Source organism: Streptomyces sp. NPDC005533, assembly GCF_042871845.1.
GTDB lineage: Bacteria > Actinomycetota > Actinomycetes > Streptomycetales > Streptomycetaceae > Streptomyces.
On the sequence record NZ_JBIAJH010000002.1, the window covers coordinates 208,371 to 232,204 of the forward strand.

The 23,834-nt window shown below is 71.9% G+C and carries 23 protein-coding genes and 1 pseudogene; 12 read left to right on the forward strand and 12 right to left on the reverse strand.

What is annotated here, in order from left to right; all coding sequences use genetic code 11:
- Positions 1 to 9 precede the first annotated feature (9 nt).
- A complete protein-coding gene (locus ACFYP3_RS03030; RefSeq protein WP_388825790.1) occupies positions 10 to 978 on the forward strand; it encodes a hypothetical protein in 969 nt (322 codons plus the stop codon).
- 5 nt (positions 979 to 983) lie between these two features.
- On the opposite strand, the gene ACFYP3_RS03035 is transcribed toward ACFYP3_RS03030, so the two are convergent.
- Positions 984 to 1,469 (reverse strand): hypothetical protein, encoded by a 486-nt coding sequence (locus ACFYP3_RS03035; protein ID WP_388825793.1) that lies wholly within the window; start codon positions 1,467 to 1,469, stop codon positions 984 to 986.
- 156 nt (positions 1,470 to 1,625) lie between these two features.
- Here ACFYP3_RS03035 and ACFYP3_RS03040 point away from each other — a divergent pair, with 156 nt between their 5' ends.
- Genes ACFYP3_RS03040 through ACFYP3_RS03050 form a run of 3 tightly spaced genes read left to right on the forward strand, consistent with a single transcriptional unit; the run spans position 1,626 to position 5,166 of the window.
- Entirely contained in the window at positions 1,626 to 3,302 is a 1,677-nt protein-coding gene (locus ACFYP3_RS03040) for an FAD-dependent oxidoreductase (RefSeq protein WP_388825796.1), read from the forward strand.
- An 11-nt stretch (positions 3,303 to 3,313) separates the two neighbouring features.
- Positions 3,314 to 4,816, forward strand: coding sequence for an ATP-binding protein (locus ACFYP3_RS03045; protein ID WP_388826096.1), 1,503 nt, complete (start codon positions 3,314 to 3,316; stop codon positions 4,814 to 4,816).
- Positions 4,813 to 5,166 carry a UBP-type zinc finger domain-containing protein gene (locus tag ACFYP3_RS03050; RefSeq protein ID WP_388825799.1) on the forward strand — a complete coding sequence of 118 codons (354 nt, stop codon included), beginning with the start codon at positions 4,813 to 4,815 and terminating at the stop codon, positions 5,164 to 5,166. Before ACFYP3_RS03045 ends, ACFYP3_RS03050 begins: the two co-directional genes overlap by 4 nt.
- A gap of 30 nt (positions 5,167 to 5,196) precedes the next feature.
- Here ACFYP3_RS03050 and ACFYP3_RS03055 read toward each other — a convergent pair whose 3' ends face one another.
- From ACFYP3_RS03055 to ACFYP3_RS03065, 3 genes are all read right to left on the reverse strand, one after another.
- On the reverse strand, positions 5,197 to 6,279 hold the full coding sequence (locus tag ACFYP3_RS03055) for an AraC family transcriptional regulator ligand-binding domain-containing protein (RefSeq protein WP_388825802.1): 1,083 nt from the start codon (positions 6,277 to 6,279) through the stop codon (positions 5,197 to 5,199).
- A gap of 291 nt (positions 6,280 to 6,570) precedes the next feature.
- Positions 6,571 to 6,948 carry a DUF418 domain-containing protein gene (locus ACFYP3_RS03060; RefSeq protein WP_388825805.1) on the reverse strand — a complete coding sequence of 126 codons (378 nt, stop codon included), beginning with the start codon at positions 6,946 to 6,948 and terminating at the stop codon, positions 6,571 to 6,573.
- Positions 6,882 to 7,853 (reverse strand): heparan-alpha-glucosaminide N-acetyltransferase domain-containing protein, encoded by a 972-nt coding sequence (locus ACFYP3_RS03065; RefSeq protein WP_388825808.1) that lies wholly within the window; start codon positions 7,851 to 7,853, stop codon positions 6,882 to 6,884. Before ACFYP3_RS03065 ends, ACFYP3_RS03060 begins: the two co-directional genes overlap by 67 nt.
- 251 nt (positions 7,854 to 8,104) lie before the next feature.
- On the opposite strand from ACFYP3_RS03065, the gene ACFYP3_RS03070 reads away from it, so the two are divergent.
- The 3 genes from ACFYP3_RS03070 to ACFYP3_RS03080 all read left to right on the forward strand — a co-directional run bounded on the left by ACFYP3_RS03070 (position 8,105) and on the right by ACFYP3_RS03080 (position 10,841).
- The gene (locus tag ACFYP3_RS03070; protein WP_388825811.1) at positions 8,105 to 9,340 is read left to right on the forward strand and encodes an NUDIX domain-containing protein; all 1,236 of its coding nucleotides are present in this window, start codon (positions 8,105 to 8,107) and stop codon (positions 9,338 to 9,340) included.
- A gap of 83 nt (positions 9,341 to 9,423) precedes the next feature.
- Positions 9,424 to 9,981 carry an SRPBCC domain-containing protein gene (locus tag ACFYP3_RS03075; RefSeq protein ID WP_388825814.1) on the forward strand — a complete coding sequence of 186 codons (558 nt, stop codon included), beginning with the start codon at positions 9,424 to 9,426 and terminating at the stop codon, positions 9,979 to 9,981.
- 584 nt (positions 9,982 to 10,565) lie between these two features.
- A complete protein-coding gene (locus ACFYP3_RS03080; RefSeq protein ID WP_388825817.1) occupies positions 10,566 to 10,841 on the forward strand; it encodes a hypothetical protein in 276 nt (91 codons plus the stop codon).
- Between the two features lie 24 nt (positions 10,842 to 10,865).
- Here the strand turns inward: ACFYP3_RS03080 and ACFYP3_RS03085 are convergent, their stop codons facing one another.
- Together ACFYP3_RS03085 and ACFYP3_RS03090 are read right to left on the reverse strand one after the other, a co-directional pair.
- A complete protein-coding gene (locus ACFYP3_RS03085; RefSeq protein ID WP_388825820.1) occupies positions 10,866 to 11,192 on the reverse strand; it encodes a hypothetical protein in 327 nt (108 codons plus the stop codon).
- A complete protein-coding gene (locus ACFYP3_RS03090) occupies positions 11,189 to 11,725 on the reverse strand; it encodes a helix-turn-helix domain-containing protein (RefSeq protein WP_388825822.1) in 537 nt (178 codons plus the stop codon). The genes ACFYP3_RS03085 and ACFYP3_RS03090 overlap by 4 nt, the downstream gene beginning before the upstream one ends.
- Positions 11,726 to 11,879: 154 nt before the next feature.
- Here ACFYP3_RS03090 and ACFYP3_RS03095 point away from each other — a divergent pair.
- A pseudogene (locus ACFYP3_RS03095) lies at positions 11,880 to 12,587 on the forward strand (NAD-dependent epimerase/dehydratase family protein); the annotation flags it as partial.
- Positions 12,588 to 12,935: 348 nt separating this feature from the next.
- On the opposite strand, the gene ACFYP3_RS03100 reads toward ACFYP3_RS03095, so the two are convergent.
- From ACFYP3_RS03100 to ACFYP3_RS03115, 4 genes are all read right to left on the reverse strand, one after another.
- Positions 12,936 to 13,931 carry a DUF4344 domain-containing metallopeptidase gene (locus tag ACFYP3_RS03100; protein WP_388825825.1) on the reverse strand — a complete coding sequence of 332 codons (996 nt, stop codon included), beginning with the start codon at positions 13,929 to 13,931 and terminating at the stop codon, positions 12,936 to 12,938.
- 88 nt (positions 13,932 to 14,019) lie between these two features.
- Positions 14,020 to 16,269, reverse strand: a complete 2,250-nt coding sequence (locus ACFYP3_RS03105; protein ID WP_388825828.1) for a SpoIIE family protein phosphatase — start codon at positions 16,267 to 16,269, stop codon at positions 14,020 to 14,022.
- Between the two features lie 249 nt (positions 16,270 to 16,518).
- Complete coding sequence (locus tag ACFYP3_RS03110; RefSeq protein ID WP_388825831.1) at positions 16,519 to 16,905, reverse strand: hypothetical protein; 387 nt, start codon at positions 16,903 to 16,905, stop codon at positions 16,519 to 16,521.
- 763 nt (positions 16,906 to 17,668) lie between these two features.
- Positions 17,669 to 18,307 carry a TIGR03086 family metal-binding protein gene (locus tag ACFYP3_RS03115; protein WP_388825835.1) on the reverse strand — a complete coding sequence of 213 codons (639 nt, stop codon included), beginning with the start codon at positions 18,305 to 18,307 and terminating at the stop codon, positions 17,669 to 17,671.
- A gap of 98 nt (positions 18,308 to 18,405) precedes the next feature.
- On the opposite strand from ACFYP3_RS03115, the gene ACFYP3_RS03120 reads away from it, so the two are divergent.
- On the forward strand, positions 18,406 to 19,377 hold the full coding sequence (locus ACFYP3_RS03120) for a helix-turn-helix transcriptional regulator (protein ID WP_388825838.1): 972 nt from the start codon (positions 18,406 to 18,408) through the stop codon (positions 19,375 to 19,377).
- Positions 19,378 to 19,666: 289 nt separating this feature from the next.
- Entirely contained in the window at positions 19,667 to 20,491 is an 825-nt protein-coding gene (locus ACFYP3_RS03125; RefSeq protein ID WP_388825841.1) for an MBL fold metallo-hydrolase, read from the forward strand.
- Positions 20,492 to 20,500: 9 nt separating this feature from the next.
- On the opposite strand, the gene ACFYP3_RS03130 is transcribed toward ACFYP3_RS03125, so the two are convergent.
- Positions 20,501 to 21,337 carry an enoyl-CoA hydratase/isomerase family protein gene (locus ACFYP3_RS03130; RefSeq protein WP_388825844.1) on the reverse strand — a complete coding sequence of 279 codons (837 nt, stop codon included), beginning with the start codon at positions 21,335 to 21,337 and terminating at the stop codon, positions 20,501 to 20,503.
- A 365-nt stretch (positions 21,338 to 21,702) separates the two neighbouring features.
- Here ACFYP3_RS03130 and ACFYP3_RS03135 point away from each other — a divergent pair, with 365 nt between their 5' ends.
- Positions 21,703 to 22,167 carry an HIT family protein gene (locus ACFYP3_RS03135; RefSeq protein ID WP_388825847.1) on the forward strand — a complete coding sequence of 155 codons (465 nt, stop codon included), beginning with the start codon at positions 21,703 to 21,705 and terminating at the stop codon, positions 22,165 to 22,167.
- 281 nt (positions 22,168 to 22,448) lie between these two features.
- The gene (locus ACFYP3_RS03140) at positions 22,449 to 23,165 is read left to right on the forward strand and encodes a maleylpyruvate isomerase N-terminal domain-containing protein (protein ID WP_388825850.1); all 717 of its coding nucleotides are present in this window, start codon (positions 22,449 to 22,451) and stop codon (positions 23,163 to 23,165) included.
- A 29-nt stretch (positions 23,166 to 23,194) separates the two neighbouring features.
- Here ACFYP3_RS03140 and ACFYP3_RS03145 read toward each other — a convergent pair whose 3' ends face one another.
- The gene (locus ACFYP3_RS03145; protein ID WP_388825853.1) at positions 23,195 to 23,746 is read right to left on the reverse strand and encodes an EF-hand domain-containing protein; all 552 of its coding nucleotides are present in this window, start codon (positions 23,744 to 23,746) and stop codon (positions 23,195 to 23,197) included.
- Positions 23,747 to 23,834: the final 88 nt, after the last annotated feature.

Sequence of the window (23,834 nt, forward strand, 5' to 3'; positions counted from 1 at the left end):
CCTGCCGGGATGACCGCACCGACCGTCACCGCAGCCGAACTGCTCGACGCATTACCCGCATTGGCGCCGTACGCACGCACCGCGACCCTCCTCAAGCCCTCCGCCGACAGCCCCGGCCCGCACCGGAGCTCGGTCGGCGGGCCGCCGCTGTGGCCCGCCGACGAGCCCTGGCCGCGCTGCCGGCAACCGCACCTGGTGTACGTGCGGGAGAAGCTCACCGACGCCGAGCGGGAGGCGTGGCAGAGCATCGGGCGGAACCGCAGAGAACGCCACCGGCCCGGGAACGCACGCGTACTGACCGCCGAAGAGGCCGAGACCCAGTCCCGGATCATGGACGGCGGATCGCTGGACCTGGTCACCTGGGAACGGGTCCGGCTGGTGCCGCGGCCGGTACCCGGCGACGGGCTGCCCATGGTCCCGGTGCTCCGGCTCCACTCCCGGGACGCGCCCGCCCTGGACTGGCCGCCCGGGACCGATCTGCTCCAGCTCCTGTGGTGCCCGCAGGACCACGCCGAACCGGAGGGGCAGCCCCGCTACTGGGGTCCCGTGGTGCAACTGCGCTACCAGGCCTCGGTGGAGGCGGTCCGCCCGGCCGGGGGGCCGCCTGTGCACTACGGGGCCAAGGGGGTGTACCTGCCCGCGCCGTGCCGGCTCGAACCCGTCGAGGTGCTGGACCTGCCGGAGCAGGACGAGCTGCCCGAGGAGCTGTACGAGTCCGTCGAGCAATGGGCCGCAGAGCGGGGGACCGACTACAACCGGGTGCTCGGCTGCCTGCCCGGCTGGAAGGCCGGCGGCTGGCCCAGCTGGCACCTCACCGACTTCACGCCGCTGGACTGCCGGTGCGGGGCCCGGATGCGGCTGCTGCTCACGCTGGACAGCGGCGGGGACCCGGGGCTCAACGTGGGACGGTACGGAGAGCTCCGGGTCTTTTGCTGTCCCGAGGACCCGGGCCACCCGATGCGCCTGAACGTCCAGTGAAGGAGCTACGGGACCGGGGTACGGGCGCTGCCCCGGCCCCTCGGTGCTGTTCGACCGGACGAGGGGTCAGTCACACGGTCCACCGGACCGAACACGAATCCGGTCCGGGTCCGGAGGCAGCTCGGACAAGCCCGCCCGGCGGCGGCCGTCCAGAGGGGCGAGTCCCATGCCGCCGCCACCCGTACGGCTTCCAGGTAGTGGCTCCGGGCCGGTTCGGGGCGGCCCAGGAAGCGGGCCAGTTCGCCCAGGGTCTGCGCGACGGGCCGGAAGACCACGCTGAGGCTGCTCGCGCCGCCAGCCAGTCCCCGCAGCGGCATCAGGTCCTCGTACACCTCGGCGGCCGCCTCCCTGTCGTGGAGGGCGACGGCGCGCGGCGAGCGCCGGCCACAACCTTCCGGGTCGAGGTCGACGGCCACGAGGTCGACGCGGGCGGCCAGCTCGCGCGGATGGTCCTGGTCCAGCCCCGTCCGCCCACCCTGCCGCACCTGCACCGGACGGACCGCACGGCGTCACACGCACGGGGGACACGGGTGACGCCCTCCCGGGAGCCGGTTCCCGGAGCGGATCCGGGCGATCGAACATACGATGGGCGGGAACCGGGGCGGGCGGCTCGCCGTGCCGCCGGTCCAGGCCGTCGTGGGAGACGTATGGCAGAGGTCGCCGATCCAGCACGGACCGTCATCCTGACCGTGGACGACGATCCCGGAGTCTCCCGCGCCGTCGCCCGTGACCTGCGGCGTCGCTACGGCGCCGGCTACCGCATCGTGCGCGCCGAGTCCGGTGAGTCCGCCCTGGAGGCGTTGAACGAGCTGAAGCTGCGGGGCGACCTGGTGGCCGTGATCCTGGCCGACTACCGCATGCCGCAGATGAACGGCATCGAGTTCCTCGAACAGGCACTGAACGTGTACCCGGGCGCGCGGCGCGTGCTCCTGACCGCGTACGCCGACACCAACGCGGCGATCGACGCGATCAACGTCGTCGACCTCGACCACTACCTGCTCAAGCCGTGGGACCCGCCGGAGGAGAAGCTCTACCCGGTCGTGGACGACCTGCTCACCGCCTGGCGCGCCAGCGACTACCGGCCGGTACCCGCCACCAAGGTGGTCGGGCACCGCTGGTCGGCGCGCTCCTCGCAGGTGCGGGAGTTCCTGGCCCGCAACCAGGTGCCGTACCGCTGGTACTCCTCCGACGAGCCCGAGGGCCTGCGCCTGCTGGAGGCGGCCGGGGTCGACGGGCAGCGGCTGCCCCTGGTGATCACCCCGGAGGGCGCCGTGCTGGTCGAGCCGGAGGCGCCGGACCTGGCCGCCCACGTGGGGCTCGCGACGACGCCGACCGCCGAGTTCTACGACCTCGTCGTGATCGGCGGCGGCCCGGCCGGGCTCGGCGCGGCCGTGTACGGGGCCTCCGAAGGACTGCGTACCGTACTCATCGAGCGGTCGGCCACCGGCGGGCAGGCCGGGCAGAGCTCCCGCATCGAGAACTACCTCGGCTTCCCCGACGGCGTCTCCGGCGCCCAGCTCACCGAACGCGCCCGCCGCCAGGCCGGCCGGTTCGGCGCCGAGATCCTCACCGCCCGCGAGGTCACCGGGCTGGAGGTGATCGGCCCGGCGCGCGTCGTCCGCTTCTCCGACGGCTCGTCGGTCGCCGCGCACAGCGTCATCCTGGCGACCGGCGTCACGTACCGGCAGCTCGGGGCACCGGGCTGCGCGGACCTGACCGGCCGCGGCGTGTACTACGGCTCCTCGCTCACCGAGGCGTCCTCCTGCCAGGGGTACGACGTCTACATCGTGGGCGGCGCCAACTCCGCCGGGCAGGCTGCCATGTACCTGGCGCGGGGCGCGAAGTCGGTGACGCTCCTGGTGCGCGGGCCGTCCCTGACCGCGTCGATGTCGTACTACCTGATCCAGCAGATCCAGGAGGCCCCGAACATCTCGGTGCGCACCCGCACGGTCGTCGAGGCGGCTCAGGGCGGGGAGCACCTGGAACAGCTCGTGCTGCGGGACGTGGACAGCGGCGCGACGGAACTCGTCGACGCGCAGTGGATGTTCGTCTTCATCGGCGCGGCCCCGCTCACCGACTGGCTGGACGGCACGGTGCTGCGCGACGAGCGCGGCTTCATCCTGGCCGGACCGGACCTGACCGCGGACGGACGGCCACCGGCCGAGTGGCCGCTGGACCGTCCGCCCTACCACCTGGAGACCAACATTCCCGGCGTGTTCGTGGCCGGCGACGCGCGGGCCCGGTCCGCGAAGCGCGTCGCGTCCGCCGTCGGAGAGGGAGCCATGGCCGTGATGCTCGTCCACCGGTATCTGGAGCAGTCGTGAGCGGGCAGGCGATGCCCTGCAGCCCGCAGGAGATCGCCTCGCTGTTCCTCTTCGAGAAGCTCTCCCCGGAGCAGCTCGGACGCTTGTGCGCCGAGGGGCGCGTGGAACGGTTCGAACCCGGTCCCGTGTACACCGAAGGCGACCCGGCGACCTGCTTCTACGTGATGATCGAGGGCACCGTCGTCCTGTCCCGCCGGGTCGGCGGCGACGACGTCGAGGTGAGCCGGACCTCGCAGCGCGGCGTGTACGCCGGAGCCATGCAGGCCTACCTGGGCGACCGGGTGCCGCAGACGTACACCAACTCCATGCGGGTGACCGAGCGGACGCGGTTCTTCGTGCTGCCCGCGCAGTCGTTCGCGGACTTCATGCAGGAATGGTTCCCGATGGCCGCCCACCTGCTGGAAGGGCTCTTCTTCGGAGCGAAGAACACCCAGCGGGCCATCGGCCAGCGCGAACGGCTCCTCGCCCTCGGATCGTTGTCCGCCGGCCTCACCCACGAGCTCAACAACCCGGCCGCGGCCGCCGTCCGGGCCACCGCGACCCTGCGCGAACGGGTCGGCAAGATGCGGCACAAGCTGGCCGTCATCTCCCAGGGCGGCTACTCCCGCGAGACCATCGCCGACCTCATCGAGATCCAGGAACGCACCGTCGAACGGGTCGCCAAGGCACCGGTGTTGAGCCCGCTGGAGGCCACCGACCGGGAGGACGAGCTCGCCGACTGGCTCGACGACCACGGCATCCAGGAGGGCTGGCGGATCGCGCCGACCTTCGTCCAGGCCGGCCTGGACACGGACTGGCTGGACCAGGTCGCGGCGACCGTGGCGGCGGACATCCTGCCATCGGCAATCGGCTGGCTCAACTACTCCGTCGAGACCGAGCTGTTGATGGACGAGATCGACGACTCCACGACGCGCATCTCCCACCTCGTGGACGCGGCCAAGCAGTACTCGCAGCTCGACCGCGCCCCGCACCGGGTCGTCGACGTCCACGAACTCCTCGACAGCACCCTGCTGATGCTGTCCGGGAAGATCGGTTGCCGGATCCGGGTGGTCAAGGACTACGACCGGTCCCTGCCGGACGTGCCCGCCTACCCGGCGGAGCTCAACCAGGTGTGGACCAACCTCATCGACAACGCCGTCTTCGCCATGCAGAGCACCGGTGGCGAGGGCACGCTGACGGTCCGCACGGCGCGCGAGGGGGACCGGCTGCTGGTGGAGTTCCGCGACACCGGACCCGGTATCCCCGCGGACGTCCGCAGCCGCATCTTCGATCCCTTCTTCACCACGAAGCCGGTGGGCGAGGGCACCGGTCTGGGCCTGGACATCTCCTGGCGGATCGTCGTCAACAAGCACCACGGCAGCCTCCAGGTCGAGTCCGAGCCCGGCGACACCCGATTCCACGTGCTGCTGCCGCTGACCGCACCGGAAACCGAGACCGAGTCCGGGAGCGAAGCCGAGACCGAGTCCGAGAGCGAAGCCGAGTCCGGGACCGAGACCGCCGAGGAGACCGTATGACCGACATCAAGGGGATCGACCCGAGCGTCCCGCCCTCCGGCCCCGGCTGCGCCGACTGCGACGCCGTGGGCGGCTGGTGGTTCCACCTGCGGCGCTGCGCCCAGTGCGGCCACGTCGGCTGCTGCGACTCGTCGCCGGCCCAGCACGCCACCGCCCACTGGAAGTCCGCCGGCCACCCCCTGGTGCAGAGCTTCGAACCGGGCGAGGACTGGTACTGGGACTACGACCACGACCAGATGTACGCGTCCGGGCCCGAGTTGACGCCGCCGAGCAACCATCCCCTGGATCAGTCGGTACCGGGACCGGCCGATCGGGTCCCGCCGGACTGGACACAGCGGCTCCACCGCTGAACGGACTCGCCGCACCCTCGAACGGGCTCGTCACGCCGTTCGGGGTGCGCCGCCGTGCGGGTGCCCGGAGCGGCGCAGGGCTGCGGGCGTGGTGTTGTACCAGCGTTGGACGGCCCGGCGCAGGGCGCGCGCGTCGGCGTAGTCGCTGCGGGCGGCGATCGCGTCGATGCTGAGGTCCGTGCCGTGGAGCAGCCGCGTGATCTGCTCCCGCCGTACGGTTTCCACCTCGATGCTCCACGTGGTGCCGTGTTCGTCGAGGCGGCGTTGGAGGGTGCGGGTGCTGATGGCCATGCGCCGTGCCGCCGCGGACAGGGTCAGAGTGCCTTCCGCGTGGAGGGAGACCACGGCGGCGCGGAAGAGGTCCAGCCAGTTGCGCAGCGGGACGGCGGAGGCGAGGGTCTGCTCCGCGTGCCGTCGCAGCACGCCCGACAGGCCGGGCTGGGCGTGCGGCGAGGGGGCGTTCAGGTCTTCGGCGCGGAAGGTGATCGAGCTGACCGGGGCCTCGAAGTCGATGCTGCGGGTGCCGTAGAGCTCGGTCAGGGCGTCGTGCCGGGCGGGTGTCCCGGCGGCCAGCGAGACGCGGACGGGAACGAGGGCCCGCTGCGCGGCCTCGCTGAGACGGCGGTGGTAGAGGCCGAGCGCGCAGGCGCGGACGGCGCAGGCCGCCTCATGGGTCAGATCGGCCTCGTTGAGGTGGCTGATGGTGACCTCGTCGCCTTCCTCCGTGACCCACAGGCTGTCCGTGCCGGTGTCGACGACCGCGGCGACGTGGGCCGAGGCGTCCCGGGCCCCTTCGAGCGGGGTCGGCGCGGAGGTGAAGAGGTAGTCCCAGACCCCGAGGCTGCCGATGCCCGACTGCCGGGTCATCACCCCGGCCACCTCGGTCCAGTGGGCGTGCACGGTGGCCAGTTCCGCGATGCGGATGCTCGTGAGGGCGGGAGGCCGGCACAGGTCGTCGTCGAGGTGCTCGGGGGCCACACCCAGCAGGTGCGCGTACCCGGCCGGAGGTATCCCGAGCAGACGTGCCGTATTGACGTTCAGACGGGTGAGGGCGGAGGAGGTCGTGCCCTGGTGGGCGTTCGGGACCACGGGGGCGTGCGCGTTCGGGACCACAGGGGCCGAGCATAGACGAGGACGAACGACCAGGTCATCGCAGTGCCGCGGAGGCCGCCGGCCGCAACATGGCGCGCCGGGTCCCCCCTTGGCGCGTCCGGTCCCCTTGCTGGCGTCCGCTGCCATGGGCCGTGCACCATTCCCGGCCATAGTGTGGAGATCGTTCCCGCGCGGTGCGGACGGCACATGACCCGGTGAAACCCGGTCATGTCCGCTGCGGAGCGCGGGACTTCCCGGTCGGCGCGGAGCCCCTCCACGGGGGTGGGGGGCTCTGGAGCCCATCGGCAGGGATCACGTTCCGCGTCCCGCTCCGCCGCTCGGAGGCGTGCGGCTCCCCACCCGCGTGGCCAGGCGGAGCGCGTGTTCCACGGGACCGCGACGCAAGGGGCTGTCCGCCCAGACCCGCTGCCAGGCCCACGTCAGGGCCAGCGCGGTGCCGCTGAAGGCGAGCCAGGCGGACCAGGACGCGGCGCCGTGCGCCGGACCGGCCAGCACCAGCGCGTGGAACACGTACGCGCTCAGCGCCATCGCCCCGAGCACCGCGAGCGGCCGCAGCAGGCGCGCGCCCGGCCGGTGCCGGGCCACCAGCGCGCACAGGCCGATCAGGGCGCACCCCACACCCGCGTTGCCGAGGGTCTCCAGCGGGGTCTGGCTGTACGGATCGGCCACCAGCAGCCACTCCCAGGAGGTGCTGGGCACGGCGCCGAACTGCCCGTCCAGCACCTCCCGTACGGGATCGGGGGCGGCCAGCGCCGCCGGGTGGTGGACGGCGATCGCCTCCAGCAGCCGCTGCCGGGACCCGAACACATGCGAGGCGAGCCAGGCGGAGCCGTATCCGAAGACCGCGGCCGCCGTGCCCGCGCCGCCATTCGCCGGGCCGCCGCCCGCTCCCGCACGTCGAACAGCCGGGCGAGGGCCATCCCCGCCAGGACGTACGGGAAGTAGGTGGCCAGCGGATACGCCCCGGTGAGCAGCAGCTCGCACACCACCGTGCCCAGCCCGGACCAACTCGCCAGGTCGGTGGCCTCCGGGACCAGGCCCCGCCCGGACGCCCCGTACCCGAAGACCGGGCCCAGCAGGAACGACAGCAGCGGCCCCGCCACCACGGAGCCGCCCGCCACGGCGGCCAGCACCGGTGTGGACAGGCGGGTGAAGGGCTCGGCGGCCAGGAAGTACACGGCGAAGAAGGCGAGGATGACCAGGATCCCCGGCCACAGCGAGGCCAGGAACAGCCCGAGCGCGGCGAGCACGACACAGCGGATCAGCAGCGGACGCCAGCGCCGGCCCCAGCCGTCGTGCGGCCGTACCGCGTCCGGGCCGCGCTGCGCGAGGACCAGGGAGAAGCCGGCGAGGAGGGTGAAGAGCGCCGGGGCGCGTCCGTCGGCCGCGACGAGCAGGTAGCCGGCGCCCTCGGGCCGCGGGCCTGGGCCGACGTGCACGGCGAACATGCCGAGGACGGCGATACCGCGCACGGCGTCGACCCCGGCCAGCCGGGCGCGCCCGCGCCCGCCGCTCCCGCGGGCGGCCGGGGGAGGGAGCGGAGCCGCGGCTTCCGTGGGAGAAGCGCGTCGCATGCGGATCTCTCCTCGGTCCGGCCGGTCGGGCGGGGTGCGGCGCGGCGTGGTGCGGTGACGTGGTCGGACCGGCGGTTTTCATGCCGCCAGTCCGCCAGCGGAAGGTACCAAGGACGGCATAACCGCGTAATAAAGAGGTATAGGGGTGGCAAAGGCGAGGGGCGGAGGTCGTGGCGTGCGGGCCGCCGTAACCCGGGGGCCGCAGCCGCTGTTGCACAGTCGGCGGGTCCACCCACGGTGAACGGAGTCCGATGCCGCAGCTGACCGACCAGGGCGCGATCGACCAGGCCGAGACCGACCAGGCGGGGATCGACCGGGCGGAGACCGAACCGGCCCGGACGGGGCGGGCCGAGACGGCACGGGCCAAGACGAGACCAGCCGGTACCGAGCAGGCTGTTGATGCCGATCAGGCCGTTGACACCGGTCAGGCCGTTGACACCGGTCAGGACGAGGCCGAACGGGTCGCGTGCGCCCGGGCTGCGCGGGCCGAGCTCGACGAGCACGAGCGGGCGGGCACCTGGATGACCCCCGAGGAGTACGGCGCCTCGCGCGCCGCCGTGTGGACCGCGGCCGTCGTCCTCGTCACCGACACCGACGGCCGGATCCTCGTCCAGAGCGTCGACTACCGCGCCGACCGGCTGCTCCCCGGCGGAGCCGTGGACGCGGGCGAGGCACCCTCCGCGGCCGCCGCCCGCGAGCTGCGCGAGGAACTCGGCATCGACGGCCGCTACCCGCGGGGCCTCGCCGTGGACTGGACACCGGCCGACACCCCCGGCTTCCCGCCCGAGATGCGCTTCCCCGGCGAGATCCTGCACGTCTACGACGGCGGCACCTGGACCGCCGAGCGGATCGCCGCCGTCCGACTCCCGGATCAGGAGATCCTCGGCATCCATTTCGCCGAGCCGGCCGACCTGCCCGCCCTGATGGACGCGGGAGACGCCCGCCGCGCCCTGTCCGCCCTGCGCGCCCGCATCAACGGCCCCGGCACCGCCCTGCTGGAGGACGGCCGCCCCACCGCGCCGACCGCCCTCGACCGGCTGGGAGTGCTCCGTACCCGGCGGACCCCGCAGCACGGCACCTGGCACCCGGGTCCGGTCCCGGCCCAGCTGCCCGTACGGGACCACTGCGGCTGGCTGTTCGGCCCCGACGGCCGGGTGCTGCTCCTGATCGCCCGGGCCACCGGCACGGCACATCTGCCGCCGCCCACGGCCGGATCGACCACCGGGGCCCTCCCGCTCGGCTACCGGCAGGTCGGCGAGGGCGCCCACGCCCGTACCGCGGCACGCCTCACCGTCCTCCCGCCCGCCACCGACCCGTCGTACGCCCGGCTGCTGGCCACCCCCGAACAGGTCCGCGAGCTGAGCGACTGGGGACCGGCCGGCGCACACGAACTCGCGGCGGTGCACACGGCCCGCGCCCGGCTGTCCCTCCCCGTTCCCACCCGGACGCCGCCGACGGAACTGCCGGAGGACGGCGTGCGCTGGTGACGCGGTGGCCCGTGCCCGCCCCGGCAGCCCGCCATGGTCGGGAAATCCGGCCTCCGCCGTCCCCGGTCCCGCAGCATGGGGCCATGAGCGACAGTGCGATCACCTACACCCTGTACATCCAGGCCGATCCGGCCCGGGTCTGGCAGGCCCTCACCGACCCCGCCCTCACCCGCCGGTACTGGGGCCTGAGCTTCGAGACCGACTGGGCGGTGGGCTCGGCGATGGACTGGGTCGAGCGCGGGGCCCGCACCAGCGACCCCGAACAGGTGGTCCTCGACTGCATCCCGGACCGGGTGCTCTCCTACACCTGGCACACCTTCACCCCGCAGTGGGCGGCGTCGGCCGGAATCGCCGAGGAACTGCGCGCCGAACTGGCCGAGGAGCGGCGCACGAAGGTGACGTACGAGATCGAGCCGGTCGGCGAGACGCTGGCACGGCTGACCATCCTGCACGAGGGGTTCGAGCCCGGCGGCACCCTGATCGGCATGTGCGCGCGAGCCTGGCCGATGCTCGCGTCGAGCCTCAAAACCCTCCTGGAGACCGGCGCCCCGCTCCCCGAGCCCGAGCACGAGGGCACTCAGGGGACCGGCGGCCACGAGACCCACGAGCCCCGCCCGTACCGCCAGGCACACGAGGACTGACCCCACGGCGGAGAGCCGGCCTCCCGACCCCCCCGTCCCGGCCCGTCTCTCCGCCCCCCGACCGCCCGGCCCCGTACGGCACCGTCCAGACCCTTCGGGCCCGCGGCTGGACGGGCGGCGGGCCGTCTACCGCGGCACTGGGCGACCCACTCCCACTGGACGAGCTCCTCCCGCAAGCGGGCCAAGGCGGCCGCTGCCGTCACCACGCGGCAGCTCAAGGAGCGCCACCTGCTCCTGACAGCGCGCACGCTGATGTCCCCCTGGTTGCGCCGTCTACTGACTCACCCGCCCCCGGTCCGGCCGCGGAATATGGGATGCACGGCGCGACGATGCACAGCTACAACGGGACCATGACGGTCTTCCACTGCTCCGCATGCGGAAACGCACTCACGCCCGAGTTGACGGCGCTGCCCACCGTTCCGACCGTCCCAGGCCTCAACATCGCCCGGCCCGCAGGGGCTCGACAGGCCCCACCTACGGTGCCCCGAGGCTTCTACGCAATCGAACCCGAGCCGTGGGGAGCACCGTTCGTCCCGCAGAAGGATCAAGGCAACCCAGTACCGTCCCAACCCCGCGGGCTCCTCATGGCCGTCCAGGACAAGGGCTTCGTCATCTCGGCCGGCGCCCGCAACACGATCGTTCTGCACCCCGCGGACGCCCCCGTCCTGCAGCCTCTGCCCGGCTGGGAGAACAGCACTGGATGCTGCGGCCCGGACGGGACCGAAGGACCGAACCGGGCCTGTCCCTGCGGAGCCCGCATCGCCACGCTCGCCGCAGACTGCTCCGGGCCTTACGAACTACACCTCGACCCGGCCCGGACCTACGACTTCACCCCCGCCGCCACGACCCGTCCGGCCTAGACCCGCAGGGGGTGGCTCACGGCTTCAGCCTGCTACGTCCGTGAGCCGGGTGCCGATGACCTTGAGCAGCTGCAGGTTCTGGTAGGCGCTGGACCCCGGCTCGGCGGTGAAGATCACTACCTGCTGGCCGCGTTCCGGGACCGTGAGGATGTCGAAGTCCAGCTCGATCGAGCCCACTTGGGGGTGCTGGACGACCTGTCTAACATGGTGGTCGATGCGGACGTCCTGGGAGTTCCACAGGTCGGCGAAGTCGGCGCTCCCGGCCAGGAGTTCGGCGATGAGGGAGCGGAGTTCCGGGTCGTCGGGGTAGTGGGTGGTGGCCACCCGCAGATAGCTGACGGCGCTGGTCATGAGCGCCGGTGGTCGCCGGTCCCGTCCGAGTCGCCGGCGCGGGCGCCGCCGTCCGGGTGCAGGAAGATGCGGCGCAGGATGTTGCGGTCGGTCGACCCCAGGGCCGAGAAGTCCCCGAACAGGGCGGCGGCCAGCGGGTTCCACGCCAGGACCTGGCAAGTGTTGTCCACCACCAGCGCGGGCATGTCGGAGAGCCGGTCCAGCAGGGCGTTGGTGGCGGGTGCCACCACGCGTGAGGGCAGCCGGTCCCGGTCCTGTTCCAGTTCGCCGGCGAGCTGGAAGAGGTGGGCGCGCTCCTGGTCGGACAGCCGCAGCGCCCGGGCTATGCCGTGCAGGACCTGGCGGGACGGGTGCCGGCCGCGGGCCTGTTCCAGGCGGCTGTAGTGGTCCGTGGAGATGTGGGCGAGCTGCGCTACCTCTTCCCTGCGCAGCCCCGGGGTGCGGCGGCGCGTCCCGTGGGGCACGCCCACGTCCTGCGGCCGGATCTGCTCTCGCCTGCTGTGCAGGAATGCCGCGAGTGCGTGCTTGTCCACGGCAGCCACGCTACGTCACCGTCGTGGCCCGCCGACGCCCGGCCGACGGCGCCAGCCACGGACTGCTGGTCCCTGTATACGCCGTCGACGTACGCCAATCCTGAGGTGGCGGCCGCACGACCGGCGGCCGGTGATGACGATGAAGGGCACGACCATGCGGATCTTCCTGACCGGAGCGAGCGGCTACCTCGGCGGGGTGCTCACCGAGCTCTTCCTCGCGTCGGGCCACGAGGTGAGCGCGCTGGCCCGGTCCGAGGCGGCCCGGGAGCGCGTCACGGCACTCGGTGCGCGGGCGGTGGCGGGGAGCCTCGCGGACACGGGGACGCTGCGGCAGGCTGCGGCGGAGGCGGACGCCGTCGTGCACGCCGCGGTGGACTTCACGCATCCCGCGATGCGCGAGGTGGAGGGGCCCGCGCTGGCGGCCCTGCTCGACGGGCTGCGGCCCGGCAACCCCTTCCTGTACACGAGCACCGGTCTGGTCTACCCGGAGGGTGAGGGGGTGACGGCCCACGAGGACACCCCGGTGGACGGGGAACGGTCCGCCCAGCCGTACAAGGTGCTGGGAGAGCAGCCGGTCCTGGCCGCCGCCGGGCGCGTGGCGGTGACGGTGGTCCGGGCGGCGCTGATCTACGGGCGGGGCGGCAGTGCGCTGCTCCAGGGCATGCTGGCAGGTGCCCGGGAGCGGGGCGTGGCGCCGTACATCGACGAGGGCGCCAACGAGTGGAGCGGGGTCCACATCGACGACCTGGCCCGGCTGTACGTGGCGGCGCTGGACCGGGCCGAGCAGCGCCTGGTCGTCAACGCCGCGTCCCGCGACCGCGCCTCGATGCGGCAGATCGCCGAGGCGGTGGCCGAGGTCACCGGCGCCCGCGCGGTGTCGATCCCGCGTGATCAGGCCCAGCAGCTGCTGGGCCCGCTCGCCGGCGTACTGACCCGCTCCTCGACGATGGACCCGACCCGCGCCGAACAGACCCTCGCCTGGACCCCTACCGGGCCGAGCCTCCTGACGGAACTCCGCGAGGGCTCGTACGCGGCAGGGGCGGGAGCAGGAGCAGGGGCAGGGGCAGGTTCAGATCGCGCCTCCGCCTGGTACTCCAGCGGGACTCCCAACGCGCGGGCCTGTGGTGGTGGAGACTCTTCGCGCATCAAAGTCCCCGGAACCGTGCCGTGTGGCTCTGCGGACGCGCTCGACGGGTGCGTGTCGCCTCGCTCATTGGCTCTTGCGGATCTCGTCGATGCGCTTCGTCAGAGCCTCCGTCTCCGCGATCAGCCGCGCGTGCGCCTTCTTCTGCTCCGCCTCGCCATTGGCCCTGTACGCCGCGCTGAAGTGGGGTTGGAGCTGGGTCCACCAGCCGTAGTCCAGCATCGCCCACGCCTGCGGGCAGAGAGGGGCGCGGGTCTTCGGGAGGTAGCCGCTGTCGACCACGGACTGCTGGTACTTCTTCGGGTCGCTGCCCTCCAGGTAGCAAAGGAAGTTGAAGGCGCGTTGCTGGGTGACGGGGTGGTCGCTGGCCAAGCCCTCCAGGCTCGGCTGGCCTTCCTTGCGGGCGAGCTCGTCGAAGAGGATCGCGGCGGCCAGTGATGGTCCCGGCCCGACCTCGTTGACGGTGTAGAAGGACGCGAAGCCGTCGGCCGCGTCCTCCTCGAGGCCGAGGTTGGCCAGGAGGAGCTGGCGTTGCAGGGCGTGGCCCATCTCGTGACCGAAGACGAATTCGGTCGACAACACGGTCAGGTCGTCGGTGTTGTACTCGGACGCGGGGAACGGGGCGGGCCGTTGGACGGTCTTCACGACGTCGGCGAGGGTCTTCTCGATCTGGGTCAGGAACGCCGGCGGGATGTAGATCGTCCTGCCGTCGGGCTGGGTGACGGCGTCGGTGACGCCGGGCGGCACGTCGGCGGTGACCTTCACGGTCATGTCGTGCGGGAGGGTGAGTGTTCTGTTCACCCAGTCGGCCGACTTCCCCAGCACCCGGGAGTTCCGGATCAGTGCGACGGCCTCCCGGTCCTCCGGTTTGGCCGTCCGGGCCTCGTAGACGACGGTGACCCTGCCGGAGCGCGTCGCCTGGGGGAGGGGCACTGCTCCGGGCCCCCGCCCGGCGTCGCGGACCTCGCCGCCGCACCCGGTCACGAGGGCGGCCACGGCGAGGACCGGCACGCCTGCGAGGACGATGCGCGCCCGCTTCGGGCGACCGGCGGTGTTCGGCATCCTTGGTCGGCTCCCGTCGCGTTTTCCCCCACCGATCCTCCGGCCGTCCGGAGGCGGGCGCCCGTCAGGTAGTCCGTACGGGGGACCGTCACCCGCGCTGCGTCTCCTGGGCGAAGCGCAGCAGGAGCAGGGCCAAGTCGTCGGTACGGGGGGCTCCGCCGCGGGCGTGGCCGATGAGGTCGTCCGCCAGCGTGCGCACCGGGTGGTGTTCGGGGGTCGCGGTGATGCGGGCGGCGACGGCCGCGATGCCCTCCTCCAAGTCCTCGCCGGGAACCTCGACCAGCCCGTCGGTGTACAGGGTCAGCAGGGTGCCCGGCTCGAACGGGATCTCCACGGCCGTGTACAAGGCGTGCGGGTCGATGCCGAGGAGCAGCCCGGGCGGTAGGTGCAGCATCTTGGCCGGCCCGCCGGCGTGGCGCAGCAGCGGGGGCGGGTGGCCGGCGGTGGCGAGCTGGGCGGTGTGGGCCGCGAGGTCGATGTGGGCGTACACGCAGCTGGTGAACAGTCCGGGTTCGAGGTCGGTCAGGAGCCGGTTGGTGCGGGCGAGGACCTCTGCCGGCGGATCGCCGGCGGTGGCGTGGACGGCTGTGCGGACCTGGCCCATGAGGGCGGCGGCGTTCACGTTGTGACCCTGGACGTCGCCGACGGTGGCCGCGACGGTGGTGTCGTCGATGCGGATGAGGTCGTAGAAGTCGCCGCCGATGTCGAGCCCGTGCGCCGCCGGCAGGTAGCTGGCGGCCACTTCGAGGTGCGGGACGCCGGGCAGGGCGTGCGGCAGCAGGCCGGTCTGCAGGCTGTGGGCGAGCTGGTGGGTGGCGTCGTAGAGGCGGGCGCGGTCCAGGGCCTGGGCGATGAGTCCGGCGAGGGAGATGAGGATCGCCCGTTCACCGGGTACGAACGTATGGGGGCGCGCGTAGGCGAGGATGAGGGTGCCGATGGGCTGGCCGGATGCGATGAGGGGCAGGAAGGCCCACGCCGCCATGCCGTCCGCTATCACCACGTCCGGGAAGGCGGCCGCGAGCTCGTCGGCGTCCGTGAAGAACAGCGGCTCGCCCGTGCGCAGACCATGGGTACTGGCCGTGTGGATGCCGAGCGGGATGCCGTCGTGGCGGGCCATGAGCTCGGCCGTGTAGCCGCGGTAGCCGACGATGCGCAGGCGCTGCTCCTCGGCCACCAACAGGGCCAGGGCCTGGGCGCCGAGCGCGGGGACGAGCATGTCGGCGGCCTGGTCGACGACGTCGCGGGCGTGGACGGCCTCCGTGAGGGCGGCCGCCAGGTGCATGAGCTGGTAGAGGGCGGTGGCCCGACTGGGTGAGGGCTCCGCAGGAACGGCCGTCGGCGCGTCGGGCGGGTGCACGGCGGGCGGGTGTACGGGTGGCTCCACGGGCTCGTCGGCGGTGACCGGGGTGATGCGGACGCTGATCCCGGTGTCGTCCGGGTAGAGGTCGAAGCGCAGGGAGCGGCCGATCGGGGTCGTGGCAGTGAAGCTGCGCGGCATTCGGCTGATCGCTGCGGCCCGGTAGTGGTCCTCGATGACGGGGGTGTCCATCCAGGTGAGCGCTTCCCAGGGGAGGGCCCCGCGGAGCCGGGAGACAGGTGCCCCCAGCATGTCGGCCGCCTCGGCGGTGATGAAGGTGATCGTGCCGTTCAGATCGAGTGCGCAGTTGCCTTCGGGCAACCGGCGGATGAAGGCCATGGCGGCGGCCGCCTCGGCCGGTCCGGGTGTGGGAGGGGGAAGCGGTCGCAGCATGACCGGGTGCGCCGGCGGACGGACGGGGTGTCCGGCGTCGGCCGCCCGGCGCAGGTGGTTCGCGAGACGGCCGCAGGCCGAGTCCACGGCGGCGCGTTCCCGTTCGGTCAGGTGGGGCGCGTGGGAGCCGGGCCACAGGAGGACGAGACCGGCGCCGGTGGGCTCCGCCGCCTCGGGCACCGGGTCGGGGACGAGGGGGGCGGCGGCGAGGGCGAAGTCGTACGGGAGGACGAGGCCGAGGCGCGGGTAGCGCCGGGCCGTCTCCTCCTGGCCGCCCAGCCAGACGAACCGCCCGTCGCGGACCGCGTCGGCCACCGGAATGGAATCGTCCATGACGACTCTGGACCAGGGCAGCGCGAAATCACGGGCCAGGCCGAAGGTCATCGCCAGATGCAGGACGCGCCGGCTGGGGTCGGGAAGGTAGAGCATGCCGACGGACGCCCCCGCCTCCGCACAGACCTCCATGAGGGCCTCGCCGAGCGCCCGCTGATCGGCCCGGTCGACGGCCTCGGCGGCCTCGGCGGGTCCGGAGGGCTCGGGTGGCTCGGGCGGCTCGGCCCCCGGTTCACGCCCTGGAAGGTTTCGCACCCGTCCATGGTCCCCCCACACCCCGCCCACGGTGCGGCACCGGCCCACTGCGGCGAGCCCCGCGCGTGGGCCGGGCCGCGGACCGGCCGCACCTGGTCGACGGATTCCTTACGGGAACCGGCCTGACCATGGACTGCTGACCACGATCAGACCGACATCGCGAATTCACGCTCGGCAACCGGGCGACCGGCCGACGGATTCGCCCCGATCTCACTTGCGGAATGAGATCGCATCCCGACCTAAAAGGCGTCAGTTGACAATGATGTAATTCAGCCGTACCTTCAGATTCCTTTCCCAATGGACCTCTGCTCGGACAATGATCCTGCCGTCGCCATGGGGTGCAACGTTGTGGACCTCCATTTTCGCGTCGCCGATGAAGGGGACCCCTTCACTATTGAGTTCACAGATCGAGACGGCGACCTGACTGAACGAATTGACCTGCACCGTAGGGAGCCTGACCGTGAGGAAAAAATCTCCGTGAAAGTTGAACTCCTCAAAGTGCCAAAAGGTGCTTGAAGGAACGCCCGAGCGAATGACCTTGTCCGTGTCGCTGCTGCCTGCATTCGGCTCCTGCGGCACCGCGGCATGCTGGTAGTGGGCCGCACTGATTTGGCGTTCGTTTCCTATAAAAGCCATGATTCTCTCATCTCTGGTTGGCGAAGCGTATGGAACATGTCTGGGAAATGGAGGAGCGCGAGGCCTGCCCGCACCCTTCCTTCACCCATGACTCCATTACGTCGCACCACCAGCAATTCGGTCACGTCACGGCAACGCGTACCTTGACAATCCTGCGAACGCATCCGGCTCTCCGGACAACGCCGGGTGCAGTCCGGCGGCCAACGAGGCCAAGCGCAGTAGCACACTCCCGTCAGCCGCGGGCTCGTCGGATCCGGCGAAGCGGGCACAGACCGCGTACGACCCTGCGCGGTGGTTCGACGCGAAGTGATCGCGGTAGGCGCCGGGTCGGTCGCCGGCCTGCTGAGCGGTGAGCCCTCACCCCCAACCCGGTAGGGGCCGATCTCGCCACCAGCAGCGAGAAGCGGCGCGGGGAGAAGAGGTACGCCGCGATCAGCTGCTGTGGGCCCTCACGGACGAGAGAAGGGTGGCCGCCCCCCCGACCGGGACCGAGGTCTGGCACGGGCGGGTCCACGGGCGCGCCGTGGCCGACTCCGTCGCCTGTACGCCCGGACCGGCGCGGACGCGCCCGCCAGGCCCACGGTGCTAGGTGGCAGTCAGGCCCTGTTTCCGATCCCCAAACTCGGGCGGTTGGGGGCCTGATCCGGCGGGTGTCGGCTCACGCTAGTCGGGTGGGAGAGCGTCGGTACCAGGAGACCGACGAGCGCTCCCTCCCCACTGCCTGATTCCAGCGGACCCAAGAGGCCGACCCGCACCGGGTTTCTCAGGGTCGGCGTCCGGCCCAGGCCACCAGCCGGTCGATGGCCGGGGCCTCGGGGCCCACGGCCACCACCTCCGCGAACGGGATCCGCCCGCCGCGGGTTTCGGCCGGCAGCGCGCGGCGTACGACGTCGATCACACGCTCGATGAGGGCCGCATCCCAGTCGGGGTCCTGCCCTGTCGCCCGGGCCAGGTCCCAGGTGTGCACCGTGAGTTCGTGGGTGTAGACGGCCGCGGCGACCGCGCCCGGCACGACGCCGATCGGCAGGCGCAGCTGCCGGCCGAGGATACCCGGATCCGCCCACACCTTCGCGACCTCGCGGGCGCCCGGCTCCCAGGCCGCCGCCCATGCGCCATCGGCGATCTCGTCGGCGAAGGACGGGACGCTGAACGGGTCCTCGCCGCGCCCGATCACCGAGATCCGGCGGACGACGGCAACCAGGTGGCTCGACAGTCGCCGTACGTCGAATTCCTCGCAGGGGGTCGGGGCGTCGTACTGGTCGGGTCGGACGGCGGCCAGCGTACGGCCCGCCAGCTCGACGGCAGTGGCGAGGTCGGCCCGCGGATCGAAGGAGGGAGGGGCGGGTACCGCGTGGGTGGAGTCGGACGGGGTGGTCTCGGTGAGCTGCTCGATCTTGTTCATGCCTTCATCCTGGAAGCAAAAGTGGCCACCTTCTGGCCAGTTTCCCGAAGAGAATGAAAAACGACGACGAGGACACCCACGCAGGAGGAAAGAGGCACATGAGAGCCGACAGACTGGTGGCGACCCTGCTCTTCCTCCAAGAGCGCGGCCGCGTCACCGTCCCCGAAGTGGCCGCCGAACTGGAGGTGTCCGAGCGCACCGCACGCCGGGACCTGGAAGCCCTGGCCGCGTCCGGCATCCCCGTCTACTCGCAGCGCGGCCGCGGTGGCGGCTGGTCCCTCGTCGGCGGGGCTCGTACCAACCTCACCGGGCTGACCGCCGACGAGATCCGGGCGCTCTTCCTCGTCACCAGCCCCCTGTCGGCCACCCCCGAACTGCGCACCACCCTCCGCAAGTTGGTCCGGGCCCTGCCGCCGACCCTGCGGGCACAAGCCCATGCCGCGACCCGCGCGGGGGTGGTCGACGCCACGGACTGGTCCCGCAACGCCGTCACCGCCGATGCCGCCCACCGCACCGCGCTCCAGGGCGCCGTCGTGGACGGGATCCGCGTCCGCCTCGGGTACGCGGGCGTCGGCAAACCGGCCGGCGAGCGTACCGTCGACCCCCTCGGGCTCGTGGCCAAAGCGGGCGTGGACTACCTCGTCGCCGGTACGGAGAAGGGCCTGCGCACCTTCCGGCTCAGCCGGGTCACCTCCGTCGAGCCGACCGGCGAACCGGTCGTCCGGCCGCCTGACTTCGACCTCACCACGGCGTGGCGGGCACTCTCCGGAGCCTTCCAGGACGGCATGCACGCGGTGTCCGCCCGGGCCCGCGTCCACCCCGACACGCTGGCCCTGCTGCAACGGTTCCTCGGCGGCCGCGTCCGCGTCGGCGGTCCGCTGCCCGACGGCTGGACCGAGGTGTGGGTCGACGGCCCGGCCGCCAAGGCCCTGGCGGGGCATCTGGCCGGGCTGGGGGCGGGGGTCGAGGTGTTGGAGCCGCCGGAGGTACGGCAGTGGCTGGCCCGGATCGGCGCCGAACTCACGGGGATGTACGCGGGGGAGGAACCGCCCGCACCGTACGGTCGGTAGATCATCCGCGGGCCCTCGCCGCGGCCGGCGGGCTGTGGCCGCTGCGCTTGGTGGCGCCGGATCAGGCCGGACGTGATCGATGCGGATCGCCGGGCCCGACCCAAGGGACGGCCCGAACGGCTACCGGTACGCGACGGCCGAGCGGGCACACACGTGTGCCGTCCGGTTTGCAGTCGTGCCCGGTCCGCCATGACATGGAAGGGGGAGCACGGCCGTGCGCACAGCGCTCCGCGGCGAAGCGACAGCGAGGCCGGCGCGGGGCCCTCGTCGCGGAGAGGAGCCGACCATCATGGCACCGTCACTGAGCGTCAATGTGTTCACCGCACCCGAGAAGGAGCTGGTGGCCGAGCGGTCTCGGCCCTTCGGCCCGCCACCGGCCTGGGACCCGATGACCTCGACCCTGATCTTCGGAGAGCACGACGCGGTCCTGGTCGACACCCTCACCACGGCCGACGAGGCCGAGGCGCTGGCGGCCTGGGTGCAACTGCATCACCGCAACCTGACCACCATCTACATCACCCACGGCCACTTGGACCATTTCGCCGGCCTGAGCGTCCTGCTGCGCCACTTCCCCGACGCCCGCGCCATCGCCACCCCGAAGACGGTCGCGTACGCGCGCACGCAGGTCGAACGACTGCCGGTCTACCGCAAGCTGTGGCCCGGCCGGCTCGCAGCCACCATTACGGTGCCCGGCCCCTGGGACGAGGAGACGTTCTCCCTGGAGGGGCACGAGTTGAGGATCATCGAGCAGGGGCGGACCGACGCCGTCGACTCCACCTCCGTGCACGTGCCCGCCCTGGACCTCGTCATCGGCGGGGACGTCCTGTACAACCGCTGTCACCTCTTCGTCGCCGCCACGACACCCGAAAGCCGCGAGAACTGGATGGCCGCTCTGGACCGCCTCGCGGCCCTGAACCCGAAGATGGCGATCGCCGGCCACAAGAAGCCGGGGGCCCCCGACACTCCCGACATCATCACGGCGACCAGGCAGTACCTCACCGACTTCGGCCGCCTTCAGCAGCAGGCCGGCAGCGACCAAGAGCTCTACGACGCCATGACCGCGCTGTACCCCGGCTGGGTCAGCCACCAGGCGTGGCTGATGTTCGGCTTCTGAGGGAGAGGGTCAGCGAGGGAAGTCCCCCACGGCCTTGCCGAGGTCGCGTTCGAGCTCACCCGGGGTCTGGAGGCCGCGCTCCGCAAGGTAGTTCAAGCGCTCCCGGCTTTCGGGCGCGGCGACCAGGCTCTGGAACGTCGCGGCATCGGAGCGGATGTGCGCGGGGGACGCCAGCGAGAGGTCGTTGACGGCACGTTTGGCAGCCCGCACTCCTTCGGGCGGGAAGCCGGCGATGCGTTTCGCCAGACGCTCCACAAAGCCGTCCAGCTCGGTGTCGGGGAGGGCGCGGTTGATCCAGCCGTAGCGCTCGGCGGTGTCGGCGTCGAAGTCGTCGGCGCCGACGATGGCCTCGATGGCTCGTGCCCGGCCGAGCCGCCGCGTCAGGTGCTGAACGCCGCCCGCGCCGGGCAGGGCGCCGGTGCCCGTCTCGAACTGCCCCAGGACCGCGTTCTCGCGCGAGGCGAAGATCATGTCGCACGCCAGGGCGAGTTCGTCGCCACCCCCGCGCGCCCGCCCGCGCACCTTGGCGATGGTGATGGCCGGGACCCGCGCCAGCTTGTCCAGGAACATGCCGAGAGACGCGTCGCCGGGACCACCGGCCTTCGCGGCTTCTGCGGTGTACTGCGGGACTGCGGTGAGGTCCACGTGCGCCGAGAAGTAGTCCGGCGAGGCGCTTTCGATGACGACGACACGCACAGCATCAGGGTCGGCGTACAGCGTGTCGACGAGAGAGACCAGATCACGGACCAGGTCGACGCCCAGAAGGTTGAGGGGGCCGGCGTCCAGGGCGGCGAACAGTACGCCGTCCTCCAGTCGGGTCCGGATCGACGCGTAATCGACACGCATGACGGCTCGCTCCTGCGCAGTGGGGGCAACGCGTGGGGGCGTTGACGTCACCCAGGTCTCGGGATGAACCCGCTGCCCGCGGCCGACGCAGTCTGTCCCCGCTCCCCAGCATGCGCCCCACTGCACCACTGGCGCATGCTGGGAGGTGGAGACGAGCGCCTCCCTCGAAGAGCCCTGCAGCGGCACTCCTCGATGAGCTCTCCTGAGGTGATGGGGGTGCTGACCGAACGCCAGCCCCTCACGCGTCAAACACGCTACGAACGGGACCCGTCGGCGAACACGGTCACCGTCACCACGTGCGACTCGAAGCCTTCGACGGAGGCCGGCAGGCCGTTTCGCAGCGACACGGTTCTACGCTTCGGTTCATGACGACTCCCGACTGCTACATATGCGGCAAGGAAGCAGATTTCGACAACCTCCCACCACGCGAGTGCATGGCGTACGACCAGCACTGGCGGGTGGCCCACGCCTTCAACACCGCAGTCCCCGGCTGGCTGGTGCTGCCGCGGCGCCACGTCGCCGCAGTCCACGACCTCACCGATGCCGAGGCATCTGCCCTGGGCATGTGGCAGGTCAAACTCTCCCGGGCGCTCCGGAGCATGACTGGTTGTGCCAAGACCTACGTGGCCCAGTTCGCCGAGGCCGAAGGCTTCGCCCACGTGCACTTCCACATCGTCCCGCGCATGGCAGATCTGCCGCGGGAGCATCGCGGGCCGGGCATTTTCGAGCTGCTTCGGCGACCAGAGCAGGAGCGGGTGACGGCTGACCAGGCAGACCGCATAGGCCGCTCGCTGCGAGCTCACCTGCACGGGCAGCCGAACGCTCGGTAACCAGCTCACGGAACCCCGGAGCGGGAGCCACCACTCCAGCGGCGCTCGACGGTCGCGTTTCCTCGCGCCGCGCCGACCATGCGGCGGCACACACGGGTGGCGGCCCGCGCCACGATCTGCCTCCGCTGGCTGCCCGATGCCTGGCTACGTGGTGTGGGGCAGCATGCTGAAGGCTCCCGTCGCGCGGACGATGGTCCTCTGCTCATCCTGAGAGGCGGGCCCGTAGCGCGACAGGCGCCCGCAGGATGAATACGGTTACGGCCGGCGGGCATTCGTCCAACGTGATCGAAGCTGAGCCTAGTCAGGGCCAGGATCCGCCCGCGCAGGCCGTCCGGGCAGCGCCGGTCCGCGCCCTGCGCGCGTCCTACCAGGCCCTCGCGGCTGTCGTGGCGCCGTTGGAGGACGAGGACTCCTGGCTGCCCACCGGCTGTACGGGCTGGGCCGTTCGGGACCTGCTCTTCCACTGCCTCATGGACTGCCAGCGCGGCCTCGTGGCCCTGCACACCCCGGCGCCGGGACCGGTGGACCGGGACGCCGTCACCTACTGGAGCGACTGGCATCCCGATACCGAAGGCGCGGCCAACGGCCGACGCTGGGCGCGGGTCTGCGCCGGCATGTTCCTGCACTTCGACCAGTTGCGCGGGCTGTACCTGGAGACCGCGGCAGCAACCCTGAACGCCGCTGCCGCGACCGACCCCGACCTTCTCGTCTCGACCCAGGGCCACACCCTGACCGCCGGCGACCTGATGAGCACCCTCACCGTCGAGGCGACCATCCACCACCTCGACCTCGTCGCCTCACTCCCACACGCCCCCGGAGCCTCACCGCCCGGACTGGCATGCGTACGTGCCACCCTGGACGGCCTGTTGGGCCGCCCGGTACCGCTCGACTGGAGCGACGAGCACTACGCACGCGCCGGCACGGGCCGCCTGCCCCTCACGGACGCCGAAAAGCGAGCACTGGGACCGGACACCGCGTCCTTCCCCCTGTTCGGCTGACAGCACCCGAGTCGCACACTGCTGACGTGTCAGCCGGAGGTGACCAGTGCGTCGTACATGGGGGAGGTGCCGTGGCTGACGTAGGTGCGGATGGCGGTGAGGTATTCGTCCCGGTCGACGCGTCCGTCGCCGTCGGTGTCGAGGGCGTCGAATGCCATGCCTGCGTTGTCGGTGTTGTTGCCGAGGATTCCGCGCAGACGTGAGAACTCGATCCGGTCCAGGGCGCCGTCACCATCGGTGTCGGCGAGGTCGAAGAGGGACCCCAGGGCTTCTCGGCAGACGTCGTCGAACGTGCCGGCGCCCGCCCAAGCCGCGTATTCGTCGAGGGTGACCTGTCCGTCGCCATTGGCGTCCATGGAGTCGAAGACGCGCCCGTGCAGGGTACGGGCGGATGCGACGAGCGGGTCATTGCTGTCGCGGCCGAGCTCGGCCGCTGCCCGCTCGGGCCGGGCGAGGTACTCCCGGCGGGAGATCACGCCGTCGCCGTCCGTGTCGAGCATGCGAAAGATGTGCTCCCTGGCAGTCATGACGTCCACAGAATTGCCCCTTTTGACGGTTGAGGAATGGCAGTTCACCCTCATCACCCCTCACCGTGTCCGGCCTGCGGCCCCGCTAACCGGACAGGGAGTTCCCCTCACCCGTTCGTGCCAACGGTCAGGCGGCGGGCGT

What these genes read in the sequence shown, in the direction of transcription:
- ACFYP3_RS03125 (WP_388825841.1), top strand. Translation starts at nt 19,667, where the DNA reads ATGGCACCGTCACTGAGCGTCAATGTGTTCACCGCACCCGAGAAGGAG.
- ACFYP3_RS03080 (WP_388825817.1), top strand. Translation starts at nt 10,566, where the DNA reads ATGGCCGTCCAGGACAAGGGCTTCGTCATCTCGGCCGGCGCCCGCAAC.
- ACFYP3_RS03040 (WP_388825796.1), top strand. Translation starts at nt 1,626, where the DNA reads ATGGCAGAGGTCGCCGATCCAGCACGGACCGTCATCCTGACCGTGGAC.
- ACFYP3_RS03070 (WP_388825811.1), top strand. Translation starts at nt 8,105, where the DNA reads ATGCCGCAGCTGACCGACCAGGGCGCGATCGACCAGGCCGAGACCGAC.
- ACFYP3_RS03130 (WP_388825844.1), bottom strand. Translation starts at nt 21,337, where the DNA reads ATGCGTGTCGATTACGCGTCGATCCGGACCCGACTGGAGGACGGCGTA.
- ACFYP3_RS03085 (WP_388825820.1), bottom strand. Translation starts at nt 11,192, where the DNA reads ATGACCAGCGCCGTCAGCTATCTGCGGGTGGCCACCACCCACTACCCC.
- ACFYP3_RS03135 (WP_388825847.1), top strand. Translation starts at nt 21,703, where the DNA reads ATGACGACTCCCGACTGCTACATATGCGGCAAGGAAGCAGATTTCGAC.
- ACFYP3_RS03145 (WP_388825853.1), bottom strand. Translation starts at nt 23,746, where the DNA reads ATGAGGGTGAACTGCCATTCCTCAACCGTCAAAAGGGGCAATTCTGTG.
- ACFYP3_RS03110 (WP_388825831.1), bottom strand. Translation starts at nt 16,905, where the DNA reads ATGGCTTTTATAGGAAACGAACGCCAAATCAGTGCGGCCCACTACCAG.
- ACFYP3_RS03120 (WP_388825838.1), top strand. Translation starts at nt 18,406, where the DNA reads ATGAGAGCCGACAGACTGGTGGCGACCCTGCTCTTCCTCCAAGAGCGC.
- ACFYP3_RS03075 (WP_388825814.1), top strand. Translation starts at nt 9,424, where the DNA reads ATGAGCGACAGTGCGATCACCTACACCCTGTACATCCAGGCCGATCCG.
- ACFYP3_RS03115 (WP_388825835.1), bottom strand. Translation starts at nt 18,307, where the DNA reads ATGAACAAGATCGAGCAGCTCACCGAGACCACCCCGTCCGACTCCACC.
- ACFYP3_RS03045 (WP_388826096.1), top strand. Translation starts at nt 3,314, where the DNA reads ATGCCCTGCAGCCCGCAGGAGATCGCCTCGCTGTTCCTCTTCGAGAAG.
- ACFYP3_RS03100 (WP_388825825.1), bottom strand. Translation starts at nt 13,931, where the DNA reads ATGCCGAACACCGCCGGTCGCCCGAAGCGGGCGCGCATCGTCCTCGCA.
- ACFYP3_RS03050 (WP_388825799.1), top strand. Translation starts at nt 4,813, where the DNA reads ATGACCGACATCAAGGGGATCGACCCGAGCGTCCCGCCCTCCGGCCCC.
- ACFYP3_RS03065 (WP_388825808.1), bottom strand. Translation starts at nt 7,853, where the DNA reads ATGCGACGCGCTTCTCCCACGGAAGCCGCGGCTCCGCTCCCTCCCCCG.
- ACFYP3_RS03030 (WP_388825790.1), top strand. Translation starts at nt 10, where the DNA reads ATGACCGCACCGACCGTCACCGCAGCCGAACTGCTCGACGCATTACCC.